Annotated in this window: 16 protein-coding genes; 10 read left to right on the top strand and 6 right to left on the bottom strand. The window is 65.0% G+C overall.

What is annotated here, in order from left to right; translation table 11 throughout:
* Positions 1–7 precede the first annotated feature (7 nt).
* Positions 8–928, bottom strand: a complete 921-nt coding sequence (locus LDN95_RS01165) for an SDR family NAD(P)-dependent oxidoreductase (protein ID WP_226015788.1) — start codon at positions 926–928, stop codon at positions 8–10.
* Positions 925–1,857, bottom strand: coding sequence for an SDR family NAD(P)-dependent oxidoreductase (locus tag LDN95_RS01160; RefSeq protein WP_226015787.1), 933 nt, complete (start codon positions 1,855–1,857; stop codon positions 925–927). Before LDN95_RS01160 ends, LDN95_RS01165 begins: the two co-directional genes overlap by 4 nt.
* 164 nt (positions 1,858–2,021) lie before the next feature.
* On the opposite strand from LDN95_RS01160, the gene LDN95_RS01155 reads away from it, so the two are divergent.
* From LDN95_RS01155 to LDN95_RS01135, 5 genes are read left to right on the top strand one after another with little or no spacing between them, the layout of a single operon-like run.
* The gene (locus LDN95_RS01155) at positions 2,022–3,419 is read left to right on the top strand and encodes an MFS transporter (protein WP_226015786.1); all 1,398 of its coding nucleotides are present in this window, start codon (positions 2,022–2,024) and stop codon (positions 3,417–3,419) included.
* A 27-nt stretch (positions 3,420–3,446) separates the two neighbouring features.
* Entirely contained in the window at positions 3,447–4,877 is a 1,431-nt protein-coding gene (locus LDN95_RS01150; RefSeq protein WP_226015785.1) for an NAD-dependent succinate-semialdehyde dehydrogenase, read from the top strand.
* A gap of 4 nt (positions 4,878–4,881) precedes the next feature.
* Entirely contained in the window at positions 4,882–5,937 is a 1,056-nt protein-coding gene (locus LDN95_RS01145; RefSeq protein WP_226015784.1) for an amidohydrolase family protein, read from the top strand.
* 17 nt (positions 5,938–5,954) lie between these two features.
* Positions 5,955–6,821 (top strand): NAD(P)H-binding protein, encoded by an 867-nt coding sequence (locus LDN95_RS01140; protein WP_226015783.1) that lies wholly within the window; start codon positions 5,955–5,957, stop codon positions 6,819–6,821.
* Entirely contained in the window at positions 6,818–8,428 is a 1,611-nt protein-coding gene (locus LDN95_RS01135; RefSeq protein ID WP_226015782.1) for an MFS transporter, read from the top strand. The genes LDN95_RS01140 and LDN95_RS01135 overlap by 4 nt, the downstream gene beginning before the upstream one ends.
* Before the next feature lie 29 nt (positions 8,429–8,457).
* On the opposite strand, the gene LDN95_RS01130 is transcribed toward LDN95_RS01135, so the two are convergent.
* Both LDN95_RS01130 and LDN95_RS01125 read right to left on the bottom strand, forming a co-directional pair.
* The gene (locus LDN95_RS01130; protein WP_226015781.1) at positions 8,458–8,919 is read right to left on the bottom strand and encodes a DUF3237 domain-containing protein; all 462 of its coding nucleotides are present in this window, start codon (positions 8,917–8,919) and stop codon (positions 8,458–8,460) included.
* Between the two features lie 18 nt (positions 8,920–8,937).
* Positions 8,938–10,407, bottom strand: coding sequence for a carotenoid oxygenase family protein (locus LDN95_RS01125; RefSeq protein WP_226015780.1), 1,470 nt, complete (start codon positions 10,405–10,407; stop codon positions 8,938–8,940).
* Between the two features lie 57 nt (positions 10,408–10,464).
* Between LDN95_RS01125 and LDN95_RS01120 the strand changes: the two genes are divergently transcribed.
* The 3 genes from LDN95_RS01120 to yghU all read left to right on the top strand — a co-directional run bounded on the left by LDN95_RS01120 (position 10,465) and on the right by yghU (position 13,349).
* The gene (locus LDN95_RS01120) at positions 10,465–10,938 is read left to right on the top strand and encodes a MarR family winged helix-turn-helix transcriptional regulator (protein ID WP_226015779.1); all 474 of its coding nucleotides are present in this window, start codon (positions 10,465–10,467) and stop codon (positions 10,936–10,938) included.
* 61 nt (positions 10,939–10,999) lie between these two features.
* A complete protein-coding gene (locus LDN95_RS01115; RefSeq protein ID WP_226015778.1) occupies positions 11,000–12,331 on the top strand; it encodes an MFS transporter in 1,332 nt (443 codons plus the stop codon).
* A gap of 103 nt (positions 12,332–12,434) precedes the next feature.
* Positions 12,435–13,349, top strand: coding sequence for a glutathione-dependent disulfide-bond oxidoreductase (gene yghU, locus LDN95_RS01110; RefSeq protein ID WP_226015777.1), 915 nt, complete (start codon positions 12,435–12,437; stop codon positions 13,347–13,349).
* Positions 13,350–13,372: 23 nt separating this feature from the next.
* On the opposite strand, the gene LDN95_RS01105 is transcribed toward yghU, so the two are convergent.
* Positions 13,373–14,290 carry an SDR family oxidoreductase gene (locus tag LDN95_RS01105; RefSeq protein ID WP_226015776.1) on the bottom strand — a complete coding sequence of 306 codons (918 nt, stop codon included), beginning with the start codon at positions 14,288–14,290 and terminating at the stop codon, positions 13,373–13,375.
* Between the two features lie 113 nt (positions 14,291–14,403).
* On the opposite strand from LDN95_RS01105, the gene LDN95_RS01100 reads away from it, so the two are divergent.
* Entirely contained in the window at positions 14,404–15,123 is a 720-nt protein-coding gene (locus tag LDN95_RS01100; RefSeq protein ID WP_226015775.1) for a nuclear transport factor 2 family protein, read from the top strand.
* Here the strand turns inward: LDN95_RS01100 and LDN95_RS01095 are convergent.
* A complete protein-coding gene (locus tag LDN95_RS01095; protein ID WP_226015774.1) occupies positions 15,120–15,614 on the bottom strand; it encodes a MarR family winged helix-turn-helix transcriptional regulator in 495 nt (164 codons plus the stop codon). The genes LDN95_RS01100 and LDN95_RS01095 overlap by 4 nt on opposite strands.
* A 109-nt stretch (positions 15,615–15,723) precedes the next feature.
* On the opposite strand from LDN95_RS01095, the gene LDN95_RS01090 reads away from it, so the two are divergent.
* A complete protein-coding gene (locus tag LDN95_RS01090; RefSeq protein ID WP_370631629.1) occupies positions 15,724–16,617 on the top strand; it encodes a bifunctional 5,10-methylenetetrahydrofolate dehydrogenase/5,10-methenyltetrahydrofolate cyclohydrolase in 894 nt (297 codons plus the stop codon).
* The last annotated feature ends 80 nt before the right edge of the window (positions 16,618–16,697 follow it).

Below are 16,697 nucleotides of genomic sequence, written 5' to 3'. Positions count from 1 at the left end.
TGAGCGCTTAGAAGTCCGCCTCGCGCGATTTCTGACGGGCCGCTGCAAAAGCATCGTGGCGGTACTTCTCGAAGGCCACCCGCTGATCGAATCCCGGGTCTTTGGGGTAGTCCTGATATTCGTCGATGATCTCGGCGAAGATCTGGCGCAGTTCTTCCTTGTGGTCCGGATGGCTGAAGATGTGCAGTCGGTTGGCGCGCATCGCCTCGATCACGCGGGCGCCGATCACATCGGGCTCCATGCCGAATTCGTGCACGCCCGCAAGGCGCTCCACCGCAGCAGTATCGACCGGCTTCATTGCGCCTTTCAGCGCATCGGGGCGGATGTCGTCGCTGGCGTAGATGTAGCTTTTGACCAGCCCCGGACACAGCACCGACACGCCTATGCCGTATTGCAGCAACGAATAGTGCAGCGATTCCGACAGCCCGCGCACCGCGAACTTGGTGGTGTTGTAGATGCCGGGCGTTCCGGCGGCAAGAAAGGCGGCCATCGAGGCGGTATTGACCACGTGGCCGCCCTTCTGCTCGCCCGCCTTCACCCGCGCCACCATGCGCGGCACGAAAGTCATTACCCCGTTGATCACGCCATTGAGGTTGACGCCCATCAACCAGTCCCAATCGTCGAAGGTGCTTTCCTCGATCGGCTGGAATAAGTTGACCCCGGCGTTGTTGCACAGGATCGAAACGGGGCCGAATTTGGCCTCCACCTCATCGGCGGCGGCCTTGAACCCGTCGCGGCTTGCAACGTCAAGCTGCACGCCCATGACTTCGCGGTTGTCGAGGCTGGCCAGCGCCTTGTCGATCGAGTCCTGCCGGATATCGGCAATCGCGACCTTGCAGCCTTCGTTGAGCAACTGGCGGACCAGCCCGATGCCGACGCCATTGGCGCCACCAGTGACGAAGGCGGTGCGTCCTGCAAAGTCCTTCATGCGGCCTCTCCTGCAAGGCGGGCGGCCTTGAGCGCGTTCTGACGGTCGATCTCGGCGGTGATCGAGGGGTTGCGGAACAGCATGGCGAAGGTCGCCTTGTAGTCGGGGTTTTCGGGCAAGTGGGTCTGCACCGCTGCGGTCGTCGCTTCGCCCCGCTCGCGCACTCCGTCGAGGAATTCGGAATGGGTCAGGATGTACAACTCGTCGTTGAGCACGCCCTGCAGCACACGTTCGCCCACTTCCTCCTTGGTCTGGTACAAGTGGAACAAGTTGCCGCCCGCCTGACGGCGCTTGTCCGCCTCGGCATAGCCGGTTTCGGCAAGGTCGGCGGGGCGGGTCTTGCCGGCATCGGCGATGTTCGATTGCACCGCGCCGGGGCAGAAGGCCGAGCAGATCACGCCGCGCGGCTCCAGTTCGGGGCGCATGCATTCGATCATTGCGGTGACCGCGGCCTTGCCCGACGAATAGATCGCGGTGCCGCCCACCGGCACCAGCGCTGACATCGACGCGGTGTTGACGATATGGCCGCCTTGCCCGTGCGCCAGAATGCGCGGCAGGATCGTGACCACACCGTTGACCGTGCCGCCAAGGTTCACGCCCATGACCCAGTCCCAGTCGGCAAAGGTCGCAAGTTCGGTCGGGCCGACCACGGCCACCCCGGCGTTGTTGACCAGCAGGTGGATCGCCCCGAAGCGGGCCTCTGCCGCATCGGCTGCGGCGGCATAGTCGGCGCGGTTGGTGACGTCGAGTTGCAGGGCGAGCACGCGCGCGCCGCCATCCAGTTCGGCGCTGGCGGAATCGAGGTGATCCTGGCGGATATCGGCGATGACAACGTTCATTCCGGCGCGCAGCGCGGCCTTGGCGATTCCCAGCCCGATTCCGCTGGCACCACCGGTTATGAACGCCGTTTTGCCCGGCAAATTCTGCATGTTCCCTCTCCGTTATGAGCGCTTTGACGCCAACCGAAGCGGGCGCTGCGCGGACTTGTGCTTTATCTATTCACCAACCGGGATTTGTATGCAAGACTGACAATCGTCTGGAGGCAAGGTTGGTCCGATTCAAGCAGGGCCCCACCCCGGTGAGAGGAGTTTGCATGGCGATTGCAGCGACGCCCGCGGCATCGGGGGTGCCCGAAACGGAAGGCGCAGAGCGGCCTTGGCCCGCACAGGGCGCGGCGTGGTACGCGCTGGCGGTGATCGTGCTGGCCACGTTCCTCAACTTCTTCGACCAGACCGTGTTCGGCATGCTGGCGCAGCGGATCAAGACCGACTTCAGCCTGACCGATGAGCAACTGGGCTTTCTGGGTGGTCCGGCCAGCGTGGTCTTCTTCGTGTTCTTCGGCATCCCGATGGCGCGTCTGGCCGACATCTATCCGCGCCGCATCGTGCTGGCTGCCGGGATGGCTGCGACAGGTCTGGTGATGGGGCTGGGCGGACTGGCGCAGGGGTTCACCCAGTTCATCGCCAGCCGGATGTTTCTGGGCGCGGGTGGATCGGCGCACGCTCCGGCCGCTTATTCGCTGCTGGCTGATTTCTTTCCGCCGACCCGCATCACCCGCGCGTTCTCGGTGCTGCAACTGGGCTTCATCGGCGGGACCACCGTGGGCGTACTGGCGGGTGGTCCGCTGGTGGTGTGGGCGGCCGGTATCCACGATCCGGTGGTGCTGGGGCTGCATCTGCATGGCTGGCAACTGATCATGCTGGGGCAGGCGGTGGCCGGGCTGGTCGCGGCGGGACTGCTGCTGACCATCCGCGAACCGGCGCGTCGCCTTGCTGCGGTGAACGAGCACCCGCAAGAGCCGGTGCAGAATGCGTGGCAAGGCTTGCTACGCCTGACCGGATGGGATGCCGCGCGCGCCATCCACGCGCGGGGGCGGGTCTATTATCCGCTGTTCCTCGGCCTTGCGTTGAGCGCGATCGAGACGTTCGGGCTGGCGTTCTGGCGCGTGCCGTTCCTTGTGCGCACGTTCGGCTGGGACGAGGCGCGGATCGGCATGGTGATGGGCCCGATGCTGCTGGTTTCGCAGCTGGCGGGCGTATTTCTGGGTGGCGTGTTCGTCGAGTGGCTGGCGCGGCGGCACACGGATGCCAACGTTCGCGCTGCTGCGATCCTGTTCGGCCTGACCACGATTTGCGCGGTCGCCGCTCCGCTGATGCCGACGGGTGAGGCATCGCTCGCGCTGTTTTCGCTGGGCGGCATGTTCGGCCTTGCCGGAGCGGTGCCGCAGAACGCCGCGATCCAGCGCATCGCGCCGCCATCGATGCGCGGGCAGGTGACGGCGATCTATCTGTTCATGTTTACCTTCTTCGGCGCGATGGGCAGCCTTGTGGTGGGCGTGGTGGTGCAGCGGGTGATCGGCGCGGAGGCCGGTCTGTGGAAGGCGCTGGCGTTGACTGCCGGTGTCCTGCTGCCGCTGGCCACGCTCTCGATGGTGCTGGCGATCCGCCCCTACCGCCATGAAGTGCAACGGCTGGAAGCTGCCGGTCTTTGAAATTCGCCCCAGTTGGAGCCCCTTTGCATGACGACGTACCCTGAACTTGCCATGATCATCGCCGGTGAGCGCGTCAGCGGTGGTGGCCGCCGCACCCACGCTGTGGTCAACCCTGCCACTGGCGAGGTGATCGGCCAGTTGCCGCTCGCCGATCCCGCCGACCTCGACCGTGCGCTGGAGGCGGCGCAGAACGGCTTTCGGGTGTGGCGCAAGTCCACCCCGCAGCAGCGCGCCGCCGTGCTGACGGGCGCCGCCCGGCTGATGCTTGAGCGGCAGGAGGACATCGCCCGGATCGCGACGCAAGAGCAGGGCAAGACCTTGCCCGAGGCGCGGATCGAAGTGCTGATGAACGTCGGCCTGTTCAACTTCTATGCCGGCGAATGCCAGCGGATCTATGGCCGCGCGCTGGTCCGGCCCGAAGGACAGCGCTCGACCGTGACGTACGAGCCGGTCGGCCCGGTCGCAGCGTTTGCGCCGTGGAACTTCCCTATCGGCAATCCGGGTCGCAAGCTGGGCGCACCGATCGCGGCGGGCTGTTCGGTGATCCTGAAATCGGCCGAGGAAACACCTGCCTCGGCGCTCGCGGTGCTGCAATGCCTGCTCGATGCCGGATTGCCCGGCGATGTCGCGCAAGCGGTGTTCGGCGTGCCCGACGAGGTCAGCCGCCACTTGCTGGGCTCTCCGGTAATCCGCAAACTGAGCTTCACCGGATCGACCGTGATCGGCAAGCATCTGGTCAAGCTGGCCGCCGACAATGCACTGCGCACGACGATGGAACTGGGCGGGCACGGGCCGGTGCTGGTGTTCGACGATGCCGATGTCACCCGCGCGCTCGATACCGTGGTGCCGCACAAGTACCGTAATGCCGGGCAGGTCTGCGTCAGCCCGACCCGTTTCATCGTGCACCAGGACGTGTTCGAGCGCTTTCGCGACGGCTTTGTCGAGCGGGCCAAAGCGGTGACGGTGGGCGATGGCCTCGATCCCGCCAGTCGCATGGGGCCGATGGCCAACGCGCGCCGGACCGAGGCGATGGACCGGCTGATCGGTGACGCTCGGACCCATGGCGCGAACGTCCTGACCGGGGGCGAGCGCGTTGGCAATCGCGGGTTCTTCTATGCGCCCACGGTGCTGACCGAGGTGCCGCTCGATGCTGCGATCATGAACGAGGAGCCGTTCGGCCCGGTAGCCATCCTCAACCCCTATGCCGACGAGGAAGCGATGATCGCCGAGGCCAACCGGCTGCCTTATGGCCTTGCCGCCTATGTCTGGAGCGAGGGCGCCCGCCGTCAGCAGCGCGTCGCGCGTGAGGTCGAGGCCGGGATGGTCGGCATCAACACAACGATGATCGGTGGCGCCGATGCGCCGTTCGGCGGGGTCAAGTGGTCGGGCCACGGCTCGGAAGACGGCCCCGAGGGATTGCACGCCTGCCTTGTCATCAAAGCCATTCATGAAGGATGATGCCATGACGCACGAACTCAAAACCGGCGGCGACCGGGGCTACTTGCGTATCGCCACCGAAGAGGCTTTTGCCACGCGCGAACAGGTCGACGCGTTCCTGCGGATGATCCGCGATGGCACGGCGGACAAGGGCATGGTCAGCCTGTGGGGCTTTTATGCACAAAGCCCGTCGGAACGCGCCGTCCAGATCATGGAACGGCTGATCGATCTTGGCGAGATGCGTATCGCCGCGATGGATGCCACCGGTATCGACAAGGCGATTCTGGCGCTCACTTCTCCGGGGGTGCAGCCCTTGCTCGACGTGGCCGAGGCGCGGGGCATTGCTGCCCGTGCCAACGACCATCTGGCGCAGGCTTGTGCGAAGTATCCCGACCGCTTCATCGGCCTGACCGCTGTCGCCCCGCAAGACCCCGAATGGTCGGCCGCCGAAATCCGGCGCGGCGCCAACGAACTGGGCTTCAAGGGCGTGCAGATCAACAGCCACACCCAGGGCCGTTACCTTGACGATCCGGCGTTCGATCCGATCTTCCGCGCGCTGGTCGAGGTCGATCAGCCGCTCTACATCCATCCGGCGACACCGCCCGATGCGATGATCGGGCCGATGCTGGAAGCAGGCCTTGATGGAGCGGTGTTCGGCTTCGGCGTGGAAACCGGCATGCACCTGCTGCGCCTGATCACCATCGGCATCTTCGACCGCTTCCCAAGCTTGCAGATCATGGTCGGCCACATGGGCGAAGCGCTGCCCTATTGGCTCTATCGGCTTGATTACATGCATCAGGCCGGGGTCCGTTCGAAACGGTATGAGCGGATGAAGCCGCTGAACAAGACCATCGCCGAATACTTCCGCTCGAACGTGCTGGTCACCAACAGCGGCATGGCGTGGGAACCGGCGGTACGGTTCTGTCAGCAAGTGATGGGCGAGGACCGCGTGATGTACGCGATGGACTATCCCTATCAGTACGAAGCGGCCGAAGTGCGGGCGATGGACAGCATGGATCTGCCGCCCGAAACCTTGCGCAAGTTCTTCCAGACCAACGCCGAGCGCTGGTTCAAACTCTGACACGAAAGGCGGTCATCATGTACGCAATTGCAGGAGCTTCGGGCCAGCTTGGCCGATTGGCGCTGGCTTCGTTGATCGACAAGGTCGGTGCGGCGCAAGTCGTGGCACTGGTGCGCGATCCGGCCAAACTGGCGGATGTGGCAGCGCAAGGGGTGAGCGTGCGCGCGGCCGACTATGACCAGCCCGAAACGCTGGTAACGGCGCTGGCAGGGGTGTCCCGGCTGCTGCTGATTTCGGGCAATGCCATCGGCCAGCGCGCGCGCCAGCATGGGGCGGTGATCGATGCAGCCAAGGCCGCGGGGGTCGGCTTCATCGCCTATACCTCGATCCTCCACGCCGATGTCTCGACCATCGGGCTGGCGGGAGAACACCGCGCGACCGAGGCGCTGTTGGCCGCGAGCGGCCTGCCGTTCGCGCTGTTGCGCAACGGCTGGTACAACGAGAACTACACCGGCGCGCTTGCTCCGGTGGTGGCCGGCGGTGTGCTGATCGGCGCTTCGGGGGCGGGGCGGATTGCCTCCGCCGCGCGCGCCGATCTGGCCGAAGCGGCGGCAGTTGTGCTGGCTGGCGGGGATGAAACGGCGGGCAAAGTCTACGAACTGGCGGGCGACGCCGCCTTCACCATGGCCGATTTTGCCTCTGAACTCAGCCGCATAGCAGGCAAGCCGGTGGTCTATCAGGACATGGCCGAGGCCGACTATGCCAAGGCGCTGGAAAGCGTCGGCCTGCCCGATTTCATCGCCGCGATGATCGCCAACTCCAGCTTTCAGGCGAGCAGCAGCGCGCTGTTCGATGACAGTGGCACGCTGGGGGCGCTGATCGGCCGTCCGACAACGCCGATCGCGCAGACCATCGCCACGGCGCTTGGGGTGGCAGCGGCATGAGCGGCGCGCCCGCCGCATCGGTCTTTCCCGACAAGATTGCCAAAGGCGGGCGCTATGCGCTGCTGCTGGTGGCGCTCGCCAACGCGATGAGCCTGCTCGACCGGCAGATTCTGGCGATCTTGGCGCCGGCCATCAAGAAGGATCTGGCCATCGGCGATGCCGAGATGGGGCTGCTGTATGGCACCGTCTTTGCGTTGTTTTATGCGCTGTTTTCCTTGCCGGTGGGGCGGCTGGCCGATGGTTGGCTGCGCACGCGATTGCTGGCGATCAGCATCTTCGTGTGGTCATTGGCGACCGGACTGGGCGCGCTGGCCTCGACCTTTGCCCTGCTGGCGCTGTCGCGGCTGGGCGTCGGCATTGGTGAGGCGGCGACCCAGCCTGCGGGCACCTCGCTGGTCTATGACTTCTGGCCACGCCAGCGCCGGGGGTTCGTGATGGCGGTGCTGGCATCGGCGATCGCGCTCGGGCTGGGCGGATCGCTGGTGCTGGGGGGCGTTGCCGCGCATGCCTGGGACGCGCGCTATGCTGGCGGAGCCGCGCCGTTCGGGCTCAAGGGCTGGCAGTTCGCCTTTGCCGTGGCGGCGCTGCCGGGGCTGGTGCTGTCGGCGTTCCTGTGGCGCCTGCCCGAACCCCGGCGCGGGCTGATGGATGGGGTGGAAACGCCGCCCGATCCGCACCCTTTCCGCGCCAGCGGAGCGGTGCTGGGCTCGGTCCTGCCGGGCCTGAACTGGCTGTCCTTGCGGCGGCAGGGGGCGAGCGCGGCGAGCTTTGCGTTCAACCTTGGCGCTCTCGGGCTGATCGTTGTGGCTGCGGTGGGGCTGGCGCATTTCGGCAAGCTGCTTTCGCCCCGGCCGCCGCTGGTGCTGGGCGGAGTGACGATCGATGCCCATGCGCTGCAATGGCTGGTGATCGGCTTTGGCGTCTATGTGCTGGTCAACCTGTTGCAAGGGCTCAAGATTTCCGACAAGCAAGCCTGGCGCGTGATCGCCGGAGCCCCGACGGTGCCGCTGTGCATGGCGGTAGGAACGCTGCAATCGGCGCTGAATTACGGGATGATGGCGTTCAACCCCAGCTTCCTGATCCGCACCTATGGCTTGACGATGCAGCAGACCGCGCTGGGTTTCGGCCTGTTGTCGGCGGGGATGGGCATCGTCGGCCCACTGATCTGGGGCCCGCTTTCGGACCGGTTACAACGCCGTTTTCCCGGTGCAGGACGCGCCTGGGTGGCGCTGTTTGCCATGGGTTTGTCGCCGATCCTGTCGTTCTGGGTCTATTTCGCACCCGATCCGATGTCGTTTTACATGCGTTTTGCCCTGTATAGCATGGTGCTTACGGGGTGGATGCCGCCACTTTACGCGATCCTGTACGATCAGGTGCTGCCCCGTTTGCGGGGTATTACCGCCAGTCTGTACCTTCTGGCGATGACGATCCTGGGCATGGGCATAGGGCCATATGCAGTTGGCTTTATATCCGATCTGACTGGTGACTTGCGCACCGGCATGCTGTCGATCAACGTGGTCGCGGCGCCGATCGTGGTGCTGATGCTGGTGATCGTGCGGCGCGCGTCACGCGATGAAATGACGCTCGCCGCGCGGGCAGCAGGGTAGGCGGTCGGGGCTGTGGGAGTGGCAGGGATTTAAAGCACGCGCCACACCCACAGCCGGATGCCCAGCGGATAGCGCGCGCCGGCGCAGATGAAGATCGACTTGTTGAGCCAGTCGTAAGGCCCTTCTGGGGCGATGAATTCGGGGACGGTGCGGAAATAGTATTCCGCCGGATCGACCGGTTCGCCCGCCGCCAGCCGCGCCATCACCTCTGGCGGGCCGTGGCGCAGGCCGCGGTTGCGGATCTGGATCAGCACGCCGTCAAAGGTTTCGATGGCATAGATCGCGTCGGCCACGGTCACGCCATCGCTGCGGGTCAGTTGCCAGTCGGCCGCATTGCCGACGAGTTTGCCCTTGATGAGCGGCCCTTCGACCCGCCCCCCGCCGACGATCGGGATGATCCGGCGGGTGCCGTCATAGGTCGTGCCGATCTGGCGCGGCGGTTCAAGATCGCCGTGCGCCTCATAGACGAATTCAAGCTCGGGCCGGATCATCGCGCCATCTGCCTCCGTTCAGGCCGCAAGGCCGATGGCTGCGGCATCGGCCCAGTTGCCGTGCAGGCCAAAACGCAGCCGGATGGGGATGTGTACCGTCGCCAGCGGGCCTTGGGCGATGGCTTGCGCGTCGAAGATCAGCAGATCGCTGCGCTGTTCCTCAAGCCGGTTGCAGACTTGCACGATCCAGCCGTCGCCTTCGGTTGCATCGGCATTGCGGGGGATGAAGCACGGCTCCTGCAGGCTGCTGACCGGGCCGCACCACCAGTGTTGTTCGGCGCCCGTGGCGAAGTCCTTGTGGAACAGGCAGTTCATCAGCAAGCCGCCGGCGCTGCCGCCGCGCAGTTCGACCGGCCGGGCCATGTCCATTTCCAGGAACCAGCCGTGGCGCGTCTTTTGCCCGACAAAGCGATCATCGATGCGCGGGAACTCTGCCGCCGTGTCCGACAGGCGCACCACCGCATCGAAGGCATCGCCGTTGCTCGCCATGTCGACCACCCAGTCGGTCGGATGGCTCATCGCCTCGCGCCCGTTGAACGGCGCGCCGTGCACGTCGGGGAAGAACGGGAACATGTTGTTCTTCGCCTCGCACGTGATGAAGTGCACCTTGGTGCCTTCCTGCCAGGCGTTGAGCACGTGGCTGGCAAAGCAGTTGTCGCGGGTGAACCAGCGGATATCCTGCTGCGTCACCCCATCGCGGCGCGGGATCACGCCCAGATGAACCGGCATGGTCGTGTCGAATCCGAAGTGCGGCAAGCCCTGCTCCAGCCGTTCCCACGATCCGATCGAGGGCACGATGTGCAGCACGAGGTAATCCTCGGTGATGCCGAAGTCGTGCATCATGCAGTAGTACGGCACCTTGAACCAAACTTCGCGGACCAGTTCGCCGTCGGGGCTGACCTCCATATAGGTCACATCGTCGGTGCACAGTCCGCTGGCGGCATACCCGATGGCCACCATGTTGCCGGTGCGCGGGTCGATCTTGGGATGGGCGGTAAAGGTCTGGCCGGTCATCTTGCCGCCGAACTTCTCGAAGCCCGCAGTCTCCATCGTCGCCGGGTCCATGACCAGCGCGGGGCTGTCCTCTTTCAAGGCCCACAACTTGCCGCCAAAGATGAAGGCGTTGGTGTTGGCGGTGGAGCGGATGGCGCCCTTGACGCTGTCGTCATCGGTCAAGGGGTTGCGGTATGTCCCGAAAAGGCCCTTGCCAGCGGCGTGTTCCAGCTTCCATTTGTCGGTTTTTGCCCAGCGCTGGCGGAAATCGACCTGTCCGTCGTGGATATGGAAGCGGGTGATCATGCCATCGCCGTTGAAGGCGATGTCATCGCCCAGACGCGGCGGGAATTGCGGATCGGGCTGGACGCGATAGAACGCGCCGTTCAGTTCGGGCGGAATGGTGCCTTCGTGCGACAGGTCGGCAATGTCGGCCTCGATGCGCGACGGCGTGTTGAACCCGGTGAAACTCGGGGTCTGGGGGAAGTGGCTCACGGTCACCCTCTCGATTCTATTTGTATGTTACGCTGACAATCCTTTAGGATGCGAAAGATGGCAAGACCCAAAGAAACGCTGGTACCGACAACCCCACACGTGGCCGGGGATGAGGATATCGGCGAAATCCGTTCGATCGTCGGGTTTCACATCCGGCTGGCGCATGGTGCGGTCTATCGCCACTTCACCGAGACGTTCACCGACATCGAGCTGACGCAAAAGCAGGTGTCCGTGCTGTGGTTGATCGACGATCACCCCGACATCGCGCAGACCGATCTGGCGCAGCGCATGCGGATGGATCGAGCGACGACGATGGCGATCGTCAACCGCTTGCAGGAGCGCGGCTATCTTGTGCGGGGCGCGTCGCTGACCGACCGGCGCAAGCAGACGCTCAACCTGACCGACGGCGGTCGTGCCGCGCTGGCGCGGGCCAAGGACGCCATCGGCGAGCACGAGCGCTGGCTGAAGTCGCGGTTTACCGATCAGGAAATCGAAACCCTGATCGAGATGCTGACACGTATTCACGAATAAGGCCGCAATGGCCCGGACCGCTGCCGACAAGGCCGTGGCCGGGGGGAGAGGAAGCAGAACCATGAATCGCAACGACCCGGCCTCGATCATCGAGCAGTCGGCAATGAGCGTCCGGCAATGGCTGGCCGTGGGGCTGACCATCATGCTCAACGCGCTCGACGGGTTCGACGTGTTGTCGAGCGCCTTTGCCGGTCCGGGGATCAAGCAGGAATGGCACCTTGGGCCCGATGGGCTGGGGGCGATCCTGTCGATGGAATTGATCGGCATGGGGGTCGGTTCGGTGCTGTTCGGCGGCTGGGCCGACAAGTACGGACGCCGACCGACGACGCTGGGCTGCCTGCTGCTGATGGCGGCGGGCATGTTGCTGGCGGCACGGGCCGGATCGCCGCAGGAACTGTCGGCGTGGCGCGTGCTGACCGGGCTTGGCATCGGCGGGATGCTGGCCGCGATCAACGCCATTGCCTTTGAACTTTCCAGCTTGCGCCACCGCAGTCTGGCGATGGCGCTGATGGTGATCGGCTATCCGGTCGGCGCGTTCCTAGGCGGGCTGGTGGCGGCGCATCTGCTGCAAAGCTATGGCTGGCGGTCGGTGTTCCTGCTGGGCGGCGGGATGACCGTGGTGTGCATTCCGCTGCTGCTGGCTTTCGTGCCCGAACCGCCGCCATGGCTGGCGCGGGTGCGGCCGCCTCGCGCGCTCGACCGGATCAACCGCACGCTGGCCAGTTTCGGCCATGCCACTGTCGAGCGACTGGCCGTGATCGCCGAAGGCACGCCCAAGGCGCGCTTTACCGACATCTTCTCGCCCGCGCATCGCCGGACAACCGTGCTGATCGCCGCAGCCTATGCCGCGCATGCGCTCAGCTTCTATTTCATCCTGAAAATGGTGCCGGCGATCATGTCGGACCCGCAATTTGCCGGGCAGCACTTCACCAAGTCGCAAGGGGCGGGCGTGCTGGCATATGCCAACCTTGGTGGCGCCATCGGCGGCGCGGTGTTCGGCGTGGTGATGCACAAGTTCGGCATCCGCCGTGCCACGCTGGGCGCGTTGGCGCTGTCGACCGTGATGGTCGCCTCGATCGGCATCGGCCAGACGACGCTGGCGGGCTGGACCTGGCAGGTGGCAGCGATCGCGCTTTGCACGAATTCCGCAATCGTCGGCTTCTATGCGATGTTTGCGTTCGTCTATCCGACCCAGCTCAAGGCGACGGGCACCGGCTTTGCGCTGACCGTCGGGCGCGGCGGCGCGGCGCTTGCCCCGTATCTGGGCGGTGTGCTGTTTGCCGGGCACATGAGCCTTGCCGGTGTGGCGGGGATCATGGCGATGGGTTCGCTGGTGGCACTGGTGCTGTTCCGGCAACTGCCCGACGATCATGGCCAGCTAGCCAACAGTTGATCTTGCCCACCGTTGATTTCCGGGTGGGCGCACCCATGTTCCAGACCGATGCCGGGGCTACGGTTGCAAAGCCCCGCGCGGTTCCTTTTCAGGAGATGTAGCGATGGCCGATGGTGATCCCGCGAACAACTTTCCCGCAGGCTATGTGCCGCCCAAGGTGTGGACCTGGGATCAGCCTTCGGGCGGGGCCTTTGCCAACATCAACCGGCCGGTTTCGGGCGCTACGCATGACAAGGTGCTGCCGGTGGGCAAGCACCCGCACCAGCTTTACTCGCTGGGCACGCCCAACGGGGTGAAGGTCACCATCCTGCTTGAGGAACTGCTTGAACTGGGCATTTCCGAAGCAGAATACGACGCCTGGCTCATCAACATCGGATCGGGCGACCAGTTCGCCAGCGGCTTCGTCGACATCAACCCCAATTCCAAGATTCCGGCGATGCTCGACGTGTCGATCGACCCGGCGGTGCGCCTGTTCGAATCCGGCTCGATCCTGTTCTACCTTGCCGAAAAGTTCGGGCATTTCCTCCCCACCGAAACCCACAAGCGCGCCGAGACGATGAACTGGCTGATGTGGCAGATGGGCAGCGCGCCCTACATCGGCGGCGGTCTGGGGCATTTCTATGCCTATGCGCCGATCAAGATCGAATATGCCATCAACCGTTTCACGATGGAGGCCAAGCGCCTGCTCCACGTGCTCGACACCCAGTTGGGCAAGACCGAGTACGTGGCGGGCGATGACTACACTATCGCCGATATCGCCAACTTCACCTGGTACGGCAACATCGTGCGCGAAGCCTACAACGTGCAGGAATTCATCGGCGCGGGCGAATACACGAATGTCAGCCGCTGGGTCGATCAGTTGCTTGAGCGCCCGGCGGTGCTGCGCGGGCGCATGGTCAATCGCGGCTTCGGCACGCCCGACACGCAACTGCGCGAACGCCACGATGCGCGCGACTTCGAGGTCAACCGCGAGGATCTGGTGATCGCGCGCGGTGGTGAACGCATCACGTTCGACTGACCTGCGGCAGGCCCGGATCGGGGTCAGGTCAGGTCGCTGATCCCGATCCGGCTGCCTGCTGCTGCCGCGCGGTTCGCTTCGCGGCGCAACCGTTCGATTTCGGCGCGGCCCGGCGGGATCGGCTCGTCGGGCAGGGCGGCCATCAGTTCGGCGTGAATCTCCTCGAAATCCTCGCGATGATCGGGATGGGTCAGGATCAGGAAGCGGTTCTCGCTGATCCCGCGCAGGGTTTTTTCGCCGACTTCGAGCGGGTCCATGCCCAGCTCGAACGCCTGTCCGAAGGCCTCCAGTTCGGCGCGGTCGACCGGGGCGAAGCCCGATCCGGCAAAGCCCTCGGGCCGCTTCAGCGCCGATCCCCACGCATTCGTGCGGGTCAGCCCCGGACACATCAGCGACACGCCGATGCCATAGGGCGCCAGATTGTAGCGCAGGCTTTCCGATAGCCCACGCACCGCAAACTTGCTGGCGGTGTAGATGCCCGCCTGCGGCCCGGCGCAAAACGCCGCCATCGAGGCAACGTTGACCACATGGCCGCCTTGACCATGCGCTTTCATCCCCGGCAGCATCGCCACCAGCGCGTTGGCGATCCCGCCGAAGTTGACGCCCATGATCCAGTCGTAGTCGTCATGGCTCGCCTCGTCGGTCGGGCCGAACACGCTGACGCCGGCATTGTTGACCAGAACGTGGACCGGGCCGACCTCCGCGGCCAGCGCCGCCCATCCCGCGCGGTCGGTCACGTCAAGCCGGGCAAAGCGCGGGGCGGCATAGCCGTTGGCGACGAACCACGCGGCAGCCTCATCCCGGTGCGCCTGATTGCGGTAGGTCAGGACAAGGTCCATGCCTTGCGCCGCAAAGGCGCGCGCGATGCCCAAGCCGATGCCGGTCACTCCGCCGGTGATGAGCGCGGTCTTGCCCTGCCAGTTCGAACCGTGGCCGTTCATGCTGTTTCCTCTCGCCATGCTTTGTAGCATTTGTTAGCAATGCATACAGTCTGGCGGTGCCTCGGATCAACCGTTCAAGCCCGCCAGAACACAAAAACATGGGAGAGTGGCCGATGTCCGAAGTGGAGGCGCGCCTTGCGGCGCTGGAAGGCCGCGTGGCCGAGCTTGAAGACCTGAACGCCATCCGCCGCCTGCAGATGGCCTATGGCTATTACATCGATTACAACCGGCCCGAGGAAGTGGCCGGACTGTTCGCGCGCGATGGCGCGGTGGTGTTCCTTTCGGGCGAATATCGCGGGTACGAAGGCGTGATCCGGCTGTACGGCACGTGGTTCCAGAACTTGTTCACCGGCGGGCGGCGCGGGCCGGTCAAGGGGCTGCTGCTCGACCATTTCCAGTTGCAGGACGTCATCACCGTCGCGCCCGACCGAAAGACCGCCAAGGGGCGCTTCCGGGGCATTCTTGCGGGCGGCTGGCACGATGCCGTGCTCGACGCCAAGCCCGAAGGGATGCCGCAGCAATTCTGGGAGGCGGGCATTTATGAGAACGATTACGTTCGCGAAGATGGCGTGTGGAAGATCAAGCGGCTCGACTACATGATGCAGTGGCAGGCCGACTATGAAACCGGCTGGGCCAAGACGATCGCGCACTTGCAACCGGCGCAAGTGTGCTTCCCCGAAAACCCGATCGGCCCGGACGTGATCCTGCCCGAAAAGGACGTGCGCGAAACCTGGCCGCACCGGCAGGAAGTGCCGATGAGCTTTGCCCATCCGGTGCTGGGTGCCGCCTTCGTGCGCGACGCTTTCACCGCGATGCAGGGCAAGTGGCCCTAATCCGACAGTTGCACGTCCTGATGGTGGCTGCGGATCCAGTTGACGAGATTGCTGTTGATCCGGTCGGTCAGCTTGGCGAGCGTTTCGCGCTGACGTCGGGTTAGCCCGTCAAGCACGGCCTGCGCCACCACCTCGAAATGGGGCGCGGTCTGGTCCAGCCCGACGCGGCCGGTCGCGCTCAACCTGACCGGACGACGGCGGCGGTTGACCGGGTCGTGCGCGTCCTCCACCCAGCCGCGTTCGCGCAAGGCGGCGATTGCGCGGCTGACGTTCATTGCGGTCAGCCCGGTGATCTCGACCAGATCGTGCCCGGCCAGATCGCCTTCGCCCGCCAGCGCCATCGCCACGCGCAGTTCCGGCGGTGCGATCCCTACCTGATCGCACACCCCGTCGCGCATCGGCGCGGTGATGAAGCTGCCGACCTTGAGCAAGCGAACCAGCAGGTCCGCGGCAGCGATATCGTTATCGGGTGTTACGGTTTGGTCGTCCATGCGCCAATTCCTTGACGAATAGGTGGACGGTGCGCAAGGGGCCACAAGCGCCGTTGTGGTCCCACTTGCACGGCGCCTTGGCCTTGCGCAACCGCACTTGGCCGCTATAATGTACGTAACACATACGAATTTGGGGGATTGCATGACGGCCCGGATCATCGACGGCGTGGCATTGGCGCGAAGCTTGCGCATCGGTATCGCCGACCGCGTGGCGGCTTTGGCCGACAAGGGCGTTACGCCCGGCCTTGCGGTCATTCTGGTGGGTGAGGACGCGGCATCGGCGGTCTATGTCGGCCGCAAGATCAAGGCATGCGCAGCAGTCGGCATCCGTTCGCACACCGATCGCTTTGCCGCCGACATCAGCAACGAGGCGTTGTTGGCGCGGATTGCGGAATTGAACGCCGATCCCGCCATTCACGGCATTCTGGTGCAACTGCCGCTGCCAGCGCACATCGACATGGCGCGCGTGCTCGAAACGATCGCGGTGGACAAGGACGTCGACGGCTTTCACCTTTACAACATTGGCGGGCTGGTCACCGGCAACACCGTGTTTTCGCCGTGCACCCCCTATGGCGTGGTCAAGCTGCTGGAGAGCGAGGGCGTGGACCTTGTCGGGCAGAACGTGGTCGTGGTGGGCGCGAGCAACATCGTCGGCAAGCCGACCGCGCTGATGCTGATGGCCGAAGGGGCGACCGTGTCGATCTGCCACGTCCATACCCGCGATCTGGCGCAGTACACGATCATGGCCGACATTCTGGTGGTCGCCGCCGGCGTGCCGGGGCTGATCGTGCCGCAGATGGTCAAACGCGGCGCGGTGGTGATCGATGTCGGCATCAACCGGCTGCCCGATGGCCGGATCGTGGGCGACGTCGACTTCGCGGGTGTTTCGCGCAAGGCGGCAGCGATCACCCCGGTTCCGGGCGGGGTCGGGCCGCTGACCGTCACCATGCTGCTGGAAAACACCGTCCAATCGGCCGAACGGGCGAATGCCATCGCGGCCTGATCGGCGGATCTGTGGACAAGGAAATGGCCGCCCGGACACGATCCGGGCGGCCTTTTTCTATTCAGCGCGTGCGACCGCGA

This window comes from Novosphingobium sp. FKTRR1 (assembly GCF_020404405.1).
Classification (GTDB): Bacteria; Pseudomonadota; Alphaproteobacteria; order Sphingomonadales; family Sphingomonadaceae; genus Novosphingobium.
This window is presented reverse-complemented; position numbering and strand designations above follow the sequence as displayed.